This window comes from Acinetobacter sp. ANC 4173 (genome assembly GCF_004331255.1).
Classification (GTDB): Bacteria; Pseudomonadota; Gammaproteobacteria; order Pseudomonadales; family Moraxellaceae; genus Acinetobacter.
This window is the reverse complement of the sequence record NZ_SJOF01000017.1, coordinates 55,523-66,198: the sequence shown is the minus strand read 5'-3', so window position 1 is coordinate 66,198 and position 10,676 is coordinate 55,523. Positions and strand designations below refer to the sequence as shown.

Genomic DNA, 10,676 nt, shown 5'->3' with positions numbered 1-10,676 from the left:
GGAAGATATGTCCAGGTTGCACAATATCGCTAGGCTTGGCATGCGCAGCAACCGCTGCTTGAATGGTGTGTGCACGTTCAGCTGCGGAAATACCTGTGGTAATCCCTTCGGCTGCTTCAATCGACAGGGTGAAGTTGGTGGCATGTTGCGCACCGTTGGCATCGACCATTAAAGGTAAATTCAATTGCTGACAGCGCTCACGGCTTAAAGTTAAGCACACCAACCCACGCGCATGTGTAATCATGAAGTTGATATCTTCTGGGCGGACGTGTGTCGCCGCAATGACCAAGTCACCTTCATTTTCACGGTCTTCATCATCCATCAGGATGACCATTTTCCCTGCACGGATATCTGCTACGAGCTCTTCAACGGTATTGAGCGGCATCAATCTTCACCTTTCTATTCGTCTGCAAATCACCAAAGGGTTTGCATTTTTGATTGTGGCATAGTCTAACGCTTTTTTAGACAGTTTGCCTATGCTTTTACTTTTTTGTACGTCGATTGTTATACACAGCCACGCGGGATTTTAAAAGAGTTGTGCCATTTAAAAATGAACAATTGGTTAAACTTATGGGGGCAAAATCGGAGCAAATTTTCGAGAAAATGGGGTTGAGCTGCTCTTTTCTATCAAATGAAGCGATATTGATCAGAATGGTTTGGCTTGCCAAGCGTTTAGGATGCTCACTTGAAATCACCATGACGGGATTGCTTATGCTTTATATGTCGAAAGCAAAATACTGGTTTCAGTATTATAAATGCCAGAAATGGTCCGAATGCGTTCTAGGGTTTTATCAAAACTTTCCAAACTGTCCGATTTCAGCTCAACCAATAAATCCCATTTGCCATTGGTGGTATGCAGGGTATGCACCGAAGGATCAATTCTTAATTCTTTCACGACGGCACTGGTTTTGGTGCCTTCGACCATAATGTTCATCCATGCACGAATGGTGTTTTTCTCACTGCCCGGTTTTAAGCGGACGGTATAGCCCGTAATGATGCCACTTGATTCTAAATATTCAATGCGCTTTTGCACGGTATTCCGGGAAACACGCACTTTGTGGGCAATATCGGTAATCGACATACGGGCATTGTCACGCAGCAAACCCAGAATTTGACTGTCAGTATCATTCACTTTGATTTTCCAGATTGTCATTTTGCTAAAATTTATTGCATTTTAATCAAAATTACAACTTTTTAGAGTCGTTTTGATTTTCCATACTATGCGTACTGGGTAACACTCCAGTTGGAACAACACCGAGCTGAGGCGGTGTCCAATAGATGGGGTGTTTCCTATTTTGAATGGATTAGCTCAATTAAATTCTCAGAGGATAAAATAATGTCTTTGTCGTATGAAATGGAAAATAGTGGCGCATGGCAAACCTACCTTGCTCAGATTAACCGTGTAGCCCCTTATCTTGAAGAAGACTTAATCCCATTTATCAATACTTTAAAGCGTCCAAAGCGTGCGCTTATTGTCGATGTGCCTATTGTAATGGACGACGGTTCTATTCAGCATTTCGAAGGTTACCGTGTACAACACAATTTGTCGCGTGGACCGGGTAAGGGCGGTATTCGTTACCATCCAGATGTAGAACTGAATGAGGTCATGGCCCTCTCAGCATGGATGACCATTAAAACTGCGGTATTAAACTTACCGTATGGTGGTGCGAAAGGCGGTATTCGAGTAGATCCGCGTAAATTGTCTCCACGTGAACTTGAACGTTTGACACGTCGTTTTACCACTGAAATTAGCCCAATCATTGGCCCACAAACCGATATTCCCGCGCCAGATGTAGGCACCAATGCGGACATTATGGGTTGGATGATGGATACCTATTCCACGATCAAAGGTCATACCGTCACAGGTGTAGTGACCGGTAAGCCTGTGCATTTAGGCGGCTCATTGGGTCGTGTCCGTGCAACGGGTCGCGGCGTATTCGTGACGGGTTTAGAAGTTGCCAAGAAAATTAACTTAACACTTGAAGGCAGCCGTATTGCCGTTCAGGGCTTTGGTAACGTGGGTAGCGAAGCTGCATATCTCTTCCATAAAGCCAATGCGAAAGTGGTGTGTGTGCAAGACCACACAGGCACGATTTTCAACGCAGAAGGTATGAATGTTAAGCAATTGCAAGACTATGTTGCGATTCATAAAGGTGTCGCAGGTTTCCCTGATGCAACGTTAATTGAAGATGAAGCGTTCTGGGCCGTGGAGATGGATATTTTAATCCCGGCTGCGTTAGAAGGTCAGATTACGCCTGAGCGCGCTCAGAAACTGACTGCCAAATTAGTCTTGGAAGGTGCCAACGGTCCAACTTATCCAGATGCAGAAGATATTCTTTTACAACGTCAAATCATGATTGTTCCTGATGTGTTGTGTAATGCAGGCGGTGTAACCGTGAGTTACTTCGAGTGGGTTCAAGACATGGCAAGCTACTTCTGGACCGAAGAAGAAATTAATGAGCGTTTAGACAAGCTCATGATTAAAGCGGTTGAAGACGTTTGGCATACAGCAGATGACAAAGATTGCAGCTTGCGTACCGCAGCGTACATTTTGGCTTGTGAACGCATTTTGAAAGCACGTAAAGAACGAGGAATTTTCCCGGGTTAAGGGCAAGTTCCGTGCCCTTCGGGGCACATTCAAGCAAGAACAACACCAGATTTATTAAGGAAGAACAGACCATGAACCAGAATAGCCAACCTAATCGCCAAGATTTTAATCAGTATATGGTGCCTGTTTTTGCACCCGCTCAATTTATTCCTGTGCGTGGTGAAGGTTCTCGTTTGTGGGATCAACAAGGTAAAGAATATATTGATTTTGCAGGGGGGATTGCGGTGAATGCGCTTGGACATGCACATCCAGTTGCAGTCAAAGCCTTAGTCGAACAAGGTCAAAAGTTATGGCATATCGGTAACGGTTATACCAATGAGCCTGTACTTACTCTAGCAAAACAATTGGTTGAAAGTACCTTCGCCGATAAAGTGTTCTTCTGTAACTCTGGTGCAGAAGCCAACGAAGCAGCTTTAAAACTTGCGCGCAAAGTGGGTCTACTTTCAGGCTCTGCGCGCAAGAATAAGATTATTGCATTTAAAAATGCCTTCCACGGTCGTACGTTATTTACCGTTTCGGCAGGTGGTCAACCCAAATACTCGCAAGATTTTGCTCCTTTACCAGAAGGTATTCAACATCTTCCATTTAATGATTTGGACGCAGCGCGTGCAGCGATTGATGCCGATACTTGTGCGGTGATTGTTGAGCCGATTCAAGGTGAGGGTGGGGTCATTACTGCCGATCCTGAATTCTTAAAAGGTTTACGTGAGCTGTGTGACCAACATGGTGCTGTACTGATTTTTGATGAAGTACAAACCGGTGTGGGTCGTACAGGGGCGCTATATGCCTATATGAACACTGACGTGACGCCAGACATTTTAACCACAGCCAAAGCACTCGGTGGTGGTTTCCCAATTGGCGCCATGATTACTACCGATAAATACGCCAATATGTATGCGGTGGGTGATCACGGCACGACTTATGGCGGTAATCCATTGGCATCTGCGGTGGCATCTGCGGTATTTGGCTTTATCAATACCCCTGAAGTATTGAGTGGTGTACGTACCCGTGCGCAAATTTTTGCTGAAGGTTTAAAGCGTTTGAATGAACGTTTTGGCTTGTTTGAAGAAGTTCGCGGTCAAGGTTTATTGATTGGGTGTGTACTCAAAGCAGAATATGCCGGTAAAGCCAAAGACATCGTTACACTTGCTGGTGAAGAAGGCTTGTTGGCATTGATTGCAGGTCCAAATGTCGTGCGTTTCACACCCTCTTTAATTATTCCAGAAGCGGATATTGAAGCGGGTTTACAACGTTTTGAGCGTGCGCTTGCACGTTTCGTTGGCGCGTGATAGGCCACCGCTGATGATGATTGTTAGACATGCAGAGCATCGAGATTTAGATGACATCTTCATTCTGGCGGGGAAGTCGGGCGTAGGTCTGACTTCTTTACCCCAAAATAAAGAGATCTTACTGGCTCGAATTGCACGCACCCAAAAGACCTTACAAGGTCAAGCTGCGCCAAATGAGCAAGGTTATTTATTTGTTCTAGAAGATACCCAGTTGCAGCGCGTGGTCGGTGTGAGTGCGATTGAAGTTGCGGTGGGTTTGACGGAACCATTTTATAACTTTCATGTGGGCAAGCAAGTGCATGCTTCACAGGCTCTGAATGTTTATAAGGCCTTAAACACCCTGTTTTTAAGCAATGACCATACAGGATGTAGTGAGCTGTGCACGCTGTTTTTAGATCCTGAGTACCGTAAAGATCAAAATGGCAAATTGCTTTCTAAAATCCGTTTTCTGTTTATCGCTGCATTTCAGCAGGCGTTTCAAAATACCCTGATTGCAGAAATGCGCGGTTATTCCGATGAAAATGGTCGATCGCCCTTTTGGGATGCCTTGGGCTATCACTTTTTCAATATGGATTTCTCTACGGCGGATTACCTGAGTGGTATTGGGCAAAAAGTCTTTATTGCGGAATTAATGCCACGCTTCCCTGTGTATACCGATTTATTGCCATTGGCCGCACAGCAAGTGATTGCGCAAGTTCATCCCCAGACGGTTCCAGCTTCTCGTGTTTTAGAGTCGGAAGGTCTGCGCTATCAAGGGTATGTCGATATTTTTGATGCAGGGCCAACCCTCGAAGCCGAAGTGAAAAACTTACGTGCAGTCAAGGAAAGCCAGACCTGTGCCGTGAAGATTGTGAGCAGTCTGCCAGAAGCGACAGGTCGTTATTTGGTAGCAAATGACCGTTATCACGATTATCGCGCAATTTTAATTCAACATGCTGCGGATGCAGACAACTTAAGTTTAACGGCTGAACAAGCCTATGCGCTTGGCGTACAAGCGGGGCAAAGTATTCGTATGTTGCCTTTAGACAAGATGGAGTCAAAATAATGTCACAAGGAAATCTATATATTAATGGGACATGGTCTCCTGCACAGGGTGCAGCATGGGACAAACTCGATCCTGTCACACAAGAAACAATTTGGCACGGTGCAGAAGCCACAGCTGAGCAAGTGGAGCAAGCATGTCAATCGGCACGTGCTGCCTTTGCTGCTTGGGCACGTCGCCCACTTGCAGAGCGTATTGAGGTGATTCATCGCTTTGCGAGCTTACTAGAACAAAATAAACAACAGTTAGCGACAGTTATTAGCCGTGAAACCAGCAAACCGATTTGGGAAACCTTAACCGAAGTTCAATCGATGATTGCGAAAGTGGCCATTTCGATTCGTGCTTACCATGAGCGTACAGGCGAAAGCGTAACGGAAATGGCTGATGGTGCAGCATCTTTGCGCCACCGCCCACATGGGGTATTGGCTGTATTTGGCCCATATAACTTCCCAGGTCACTTGCCGAATGGTCATATTGTTCCAGCCTTAATCGCGGGCAATACCCTTGTTTTTAAACCAAGTGAACTTACGCCATGGACAGCGGAAGAAACCGTGAAGTTGTGGCAAGAAGCAGGCTTACCCGCAGGCGTATTGAACTTGGTACAAGGCGGTCGTAGTACAGGGGAAGCACTGGCTCAATCCCATGAAATTGATGGCTTGTTGTTCACGGGTAGTGCCAATACGGGTTACCACTTGCATAAACAATTGGCAGGTGCTCCAGAAAAAATTCTGGCTCTAGAAATGGGCGGTAACAACGCATTAATTATCGATGAAATTACCGATATTGATGCAGTGGTGAATTTAACCCTCCAATCTGCCTTTATTTCCGCAGGTCAGCGTTGTACCTGTGCGCGCCGTTTGATTATCAAAAATGGTGCTGTAGGTGATGCCTTCATTCAACGTTTGGTTGAAGTGAGCCGTAATTTGGTGGTGGGTCAGTGGGATGCACAGCCACAACCGTTTATGGGTGGGGTGATTTCATTGCATGCAGCACAGCAAATTTTACAAGCGCAACAACGTTTAGTCGATTTGGGCGCTGAGGTGTTATTGCCTGTGACTCAAGCCGACCCCAACAGTAGCTTGTTAAGCCCAGGCCTTTTAGAGGTCACAAAGGTCAACAATGTGCCAGATGAGGAATATTTTGGCCCATTGAGCTGTATTTATCGTTATGACCATTTCGATGAGGCTTTGGCACTAGCGAATGGCACTCGATTCGGTCTGTCGGTGGGTCTAGTTTCACCTGACCGTGAGCTGTTCGAGCGTTTATTGATTGAAGCGCGTGCAGGCATTGTGAACTGGAACAAACCGTTAACAGGCGCGTCAAGTGCTGCACCCTTTGGTGGTGTAGGTGCATCAGGAAACCATCGTGCCAGTGCCTTCTATGCCGCAGATTATTGCGCATGGCCAATGGCATCAATGGAAAGTCAGCAGGTAAGTCTACCTGAAAAATTATCGCCAGGCATTGTGCTGTAAGTCGACAGAAAAGGGAGTTTAGAAATGTCAGGCTATGAAATTAATTTTGATGGTTTAGTCGGTCCAACGCATCACTATGCAGGATTGTCTTTTGGAAACGAGGCATCGACCAAAAACCAAAATAATCTTTCCAACCCAAAGTTGGCTGCCAAGCAAGGTCTGTTAAAGATGAAAGCTTTGGCCGACATGGGCTTAAAGCAAGGTGTATTTGCACCGCAAGAACGCCCACATGTGCCAACTTTGCGCAAATTGGGCTTCCGTGGGGATGACCATAGCGTGATTGAACAAGCCATGCGAACTTCGCCTGCATTGTTATCCGCTTTGAGTTCTGCGTCGTGCATGTGGACCGCCAATGCGGCAACGGTTTCACCGTCGGCGGACAGTGCAGATGGTCGTGTGCATTTTACAGCGGCAAACTTGAACAATAAATTCCACCGTTCAATTGAGCATGACACCACGTCTCGCGTGATGGCAGCCATGTTTAAGGATGAGCGTCACTTCGCCCATCATGAAGCACTGCCACCTGTGGCTTTGTTTGGTGATGAAGGTGCGGCGAACCATAACCGTTTAGGCGGTGCTTATGATCAAGCCAGCGTGCAAGTGTTTGTCTATGGTCAGCAGTTCCTCGGTGGTGGTATTGGTCCGAAACACTATCCTGCACGCCAGTCGCGTGAGGCGAGTGAAGCAGTGGCACGTTTACATCAGCTCAAAGCGGAACAAACCGTTTTTGTTCAGCAGAATCCCGATGTGATTGACCAAGGTGTCTTCCACAACGACGTGATTGCGGTTAGTAACCAAAACGTCCTGTTTCACCATCAGCATGCATTTTTGCATCAATCTGAAGGATTGTCAGAAATTCGCGAAAAAATGGCGCGCTTGGGTCAAGAATTCGTGTCCATTGAAGTGCCTGATCAGCGTGTTTCGGTTAAAGATGCGGTCAATACCTATTTGTTCAATAGCCAATTGCTCACGCGTGCCGATGGCGGGATGAGCATTGTGGTGCCTGAAGAATCACGTCAAAACCCAGCAGTGTGGGGCTACTTAAATGACATGATTCAAATGGGTACCCCAGTTGATGACATCAAAGTCTTCGACCTGCGTGAAAGTATGCGCAATGGCGGTGGTCCTGCCTGTTTACGTTTACGTGTCGCGGTGAATGAAGCGGAACTGAATGCAATCAATCCAAACCTGTTTATGAATGATGCCTTGTTTAACCGTTTAAACACGTGGGTAGATCAGTACTACCGTGATCAGTTGGCACAGCAAGATTTGGCCGACCCGCAATTATTGATTGAAAGCCGTACTGCGTTAGATGAGTTGACGCAAATTTTAGGCTTGGGTTCGGTATATCACTTCCAACGTTAACTCGCGAGTAAGGACAGCAGAAGATGGATTTTTTAAGTAGTGTGTTAGAGCAAAAAGTACCGGCTTCAACCCGAGGCATACAGGACGATTTTAGCTGGGAATGGCTGGCTGAAGGGGTACTGTCTTTTACGCCTCAACAGGCTTATGAAAAAGCTATTGTGCTGTCCGCAGGTGTGCATGGCAATGAAACTGCGCCAATCGAATTGTTAGCGCAGATCAGTCAGGATTTATTTGCAGGGGCGTTACAACTGAAGGTCAAATTATTGTTGATTTTGGGCAACCCTGTCGCGATTCGTTCAGGTCAACGTTATGTTGAAAATGACATGAATCGGATGTTTTGTGGTGCACATCAGCAATTTTCCGAAACCTTTGAAGCGAAGCGTGTGGCGGAGCTAGAGCAGTTGGTGGCAGATTTTTTCAAATCTTGCCCAGCACAGGTCAAACGCTATCACTATGATTTACATACCGCGATCCGTCCGTCTTTGCTTCCGACTTTTGCTTTATTTCCTTATCAAACTCATGGCTATGATGCGGTGATGTTGGAGTGTTTAAGTGCTGCGGAACTGGATGCCTTGGTATACCACAATGCGGCGGGTCGCACCTTCACGCACTATACCAGTTCAAGATTTCAGGCAGCGAGTTCAACCCTTGAACTCGGACATGCCAAACCTTTTGGTCAAAATGATTTATCGGCATTTAGCGCGATTAATCAAGTGTTACGTTCGGTAGTCACAGCACAACCTTTACCTGCACGCCAAAAGTCAGCAATTAAAAACTTTCGTGTTGTCGATTCGATTATCAAAACTGAAGATGACTTTCAGCTCAATCTTGCCGATTCTGCTCCCAATTTCTCAATGTTCCAATCAGATGCGGTAATTGCCCTGCAACAGGGTAAACCTTATGTGATTGCACCAGAACAGGTCTGGATTTTATTTCCAAATACTCAAGTGAAAAAAGGGTTAAGAGCCGGCTTGATATTAACTGAGCTTCGTGTGTGATTGTTCGTCTCGATTTATTAAATATGATGATGGTGATTTATAGAGCTTAAATCGTTAAATTGATTTTCAATGGAATTGAATATATGGATATTGTAAAAAATATTAATGCAATATTTACGTCCAGTGATTATGGGTTAGCTTGTAATCAGTGGATGAACTCGCGTCATGTTTTTATTAAGCTATTATTTTTTAATGTTAAATTAATAAAATTGGTATAGGTTTTGCAATCTGTGTTGTGATTATTTGGTCGATATTTTTATTTTAAAAATTCGGTTAAATCATAAAATTAATATTATTGAAAGATAATATTTAGCTTAATTTTGGATAGATATTAAATAAGGAAAAATTTTATATCTGTCCCGTATTTGCACCTCTTTGAGGTGTAAATTGGAGTAATAAACATGATGAATGGAAATAAGTTCAATAAGTCGGAAGAAACCCTAGAGGGTGATTTACTGGGCGGACATCATTACGATTCAGCTGGAGAAGAACAACTCGATCGTTCTCTCAGCAATCGCCATATTCAAATGATTGCGATTGGCGGAGCCATCGGAACAGGTCTATTTATGGGGTCGGGGCAAACCATTGCCAATTCTGGAACCTCAGTCATTTTGACTTATATGATCGTTGGCTTTGTCTTGTTTTTTGTCATGCGTGCCATGGGGGAGTTACTGCTTTCCAACACCAACTATAAGTCATTTGTAGATTTTGCGACGGATTATTTAGGTCCTTGGGCAGGCTACTTTTTGGGTTGGACCTACTGGCTCAGTTGGATCATTACTGCGATTGCCGATATTATCGCGATTGGTGGTTATATGCAGTTCTGGTATCCCGATTTACCCGTATGGCTACCTGCTTTGGCCACGATCACGGTGTTGACTGTACTGAACTTACTTACGGTGAAAATGTTTGGTGAAACCGAGTTTTGGTTTGCCATGATCAAGATTGTGGCGATTGTTGCCTTTTTAATCTTGGGTGTGAGTTTGGTGGTTATGGGCTTCATGTCGCCAAATGGAGTCAAGGCATCGTTCTCGCATATCACTGATCCTGATGCATTTTTACCGCATGGTGTGACAGGTTTCTTGGCGGGTTTCCAAATGGCGGTGTTTGCTTTCTTGGGTATTGAGTTGGTCGGTACAACTGCTGCAGAAACCAAAAACCCAGAAAAATCATTACCCAAAGCCATTAATTCAATTCCTTGGCGAATTCTGTTGTTTTATGTGGGTGCCTTGTTGGTCATCATTTCCGTGACCTCATGGCAGCACGTTGATCCAGGCAAAAGTCCATTTGTGGCCATGTTCCAATTGGTCGGGCTTACAGCTGCTGCTGCTGTGGTGAACTTTGTGGTCGTGACTTCGGCAATGTCTTCTGCAAACAGCGGTATCTTCGCCACCAGTCGTATGTTGTATGGCTTGGCGGTTGAGAAAGATGCGCCGCAGCGCTTTAAAACCTTATCTAAAGGTAAAGTGCCTGTACAAGCCCTGTTGTGTTCGATGATTTGCGTATTTATTGGCACGCTGATTTTGTTCGTTACGCCAAATGTCATGTCTGCATTTAATATTGTGACAGCATTGACCTCAATTTTGACTGTATTTGCCTTTGGTATGATCCTAGCATCGTATTTGGCTTACCGTAAAAAGCGCCCTGATTTGCACGCACAATCTATTTATAAAATGCCCGCTGGTATTTTTATGAGCTGGTTTGGGATTGCATTTATGGTGTTTGTGGTTGCGATTTTATGTCTCGATCATGATACGCGTATTTCACTGTTTGTTTCACCACTTTGGTTTATCGGTTTATGGATTGCTTACAAGCGTCGTAAACGTCAAGACCGCCAGCGCACTTGGATTTTAGAGCATGGTCGTCGCCTTGATCATGATGAAGTATCTGAAAATAATTAAT

General features: G+C 45.0%; 10 protein-coding genes. 7 read left to right on the top strand and 3 right to left on the bottom strand.

The window, feature by feature from the left end:
- The 3 genes from E0H94_RS16485 to E0H94_RS16475 all read right to left on the bottom strand — a co-directional run.
- A partial coding sequence (locus E0H94_RS16485; protein WP_171462087.1) for a 3,4-dihydroxy-2-butanone-4-phosphate synthase occupies positions 1-385 on the bottom strand: 385 nt, incomplete at its 3' end.
- A gap of 97 nt (positions 386-482) precedes the next feature.
- Positions 483-698: a hypothetical protein gene (locus E0H94_RS16480; RefSeq protein ID WP_131327491.1), complete on the bottom strand. Its 216-nt coding sequence runs from the start codon at positions 696-698 to the stop codon at positions 483-485.
- Between the two features lie 11 nt (positions 699-709).
- On the bottom strand, positions 710-1,153 hold the full coding sequence (locus E0H94_RS16475) for an Lrp/AsnC family transcriptional regulator (protein WP_413773024.1): 444 nt from the start codon (positions 1,151-1,153) through the stop codon (positions 710-712).
- Between the two features lie 180 nt (positions 1,154-1,333).
- Here E0H94_RS16475 and E0H94_RS16470 point away from each other — a divergent pair, with 180 nt between their 5' ends.
- From E0H94_RS16470 to E0H94_RS16440, 7 genes are all read left to right on the top strand, one after another.
- Positions 1,334-2,608 (top strand): Glu/Leu/Phe/Val family dehydrogenase, encoded by a 1,275-nt coding sequence (locus tag E0H94_RS16470; protein ID WP_171462088.1) that lies wholly within the window; start codon positions 1,334-1,336, stop codon positions 2,606-2,608.
- Between the two features lie 71 nt (positions 2,609-2,679).
- Positions 2,680-3,897 (top strand): bifunctional succinylornithine transaminase/acetylornithine transaminase, encoded by a 1,218-nt coding sequence (locus E0H94_RS16465; RefSeq protein WP_131327489.1) that lies wholly within the window; start codon positions 2,680-2,682, stop codon positions 3,895-3,897.
- 13 nt (positions 3,898-3,910) lie between these two features.
- Positions 3,911-4,942 (top strand): arginine N-succinyltransferase, encoded by a 1,032-nt coding sequence (gene astA / locus E0H94_RS16460; protein ID WP_116762684.1) that lies wholly within the window; start codon positions 3,911-3,913, stop codon positions 4,940-4,942.
- On the top strand, positions 4,942-6,411 hold the full coding sequence (gene astD, locus E0H94_RS16455) for a succinylglutamate-semialdehyde dehydrogenase (protein ID WP_131327488.1): 1,470 nt from the start codon (positions 4,942-4,944) through the stop codon (positions 6,409-6,411). Before astA ends, astD begins: the two co-directional genes overlap by 1 nt.
- Before the next feature lie 24 nt (positions 6,412-6,435).
- A complete protein-coding gene (gene astB / locus E0H94_RS16450; protein ID WP_131327487.1) occupies positions 6,436-7,776 on the top strand; it encodes an N-succinylarginine dihydrolase in 1,341 nt (446 codons plus the stop codon).
- A gap of 23 nt (positions 7,777-7,799) precedes the next feature.
- Entirely contained in the window at positions 7,800-8,774 is a 975-nt protein-coding gene (gene astE, locus E0H94_RS16445; RefSeq protein ID WP_131327486.1) for a succinylglutamate desuccinylase, read from the top strand.
- Between the two features lie 401 nt (positions 8,775-9,175).
- Entirely contained in the window at positions 9,176-10,675 is a 1,500-nt protein-coding gene (locus E0H94_RS16440; protein ID WP_165495627.1) for an amino acid permease, read from the top strand.
- Position 10,676: the final 1 nt, after the last annotated feature.

Bases quoted from the DNA above. Each gene is read 5' to 3' on its own strand.
- E0H94_RS16480 (WP_131327491.1), bottom strand. From the start codon at position 698: ATGGTGATTTCAAGTGAGCATCCTAAACGCTTGGCAAGCCAAACCATT.
- E0H94_RS16475 (WP_413773024.1), bottom strand. From the start codon at position 1,153: ATGACAATCTGGAAAATCAAAGTGAATGATACTGACAGTCAAATTCTG.
- E0H94_RS16465 (WP_131327489.1), top strand. From the start codon at position 2,680: ATGAACCAGAATAGCCAACCTAATCGCCAAGATTTTAATCAGTATATG.
- astA (WP_116762684.1), top strand. From the start codon at position 3,911: ATGATGATTGTTAGACATGCAGAGCATCGAGATTTAGATGACATCTTC.
- astD (WP_131327488.1), top strand. From the start codon at position 4,942: ATGTCACAAGGAAATCTATATATTAATGGGACATGGTCTCCTGCACAG.
- astB (WP_131327487.1), top strand. From the start codon at position 6,436: ATGTCAGGCTATGAAATTAATTTTGATGGTTTAGTCGGTCCAACGCAT.
- astE (WP_131327486.1), top strand. From the start codon at position 7,800: ATGGATTTTTTAAGTAGTGTGTTAGAGCAAAAAGTACCGGCTTCAACC.
- E0H94_RS16440 (WP_165495627.1), top strand. From the start codon at position 9,176: ATGATGAATGGAAATAAGTTCAATAAGTCGGAAGAAACCCTAGAGGGT.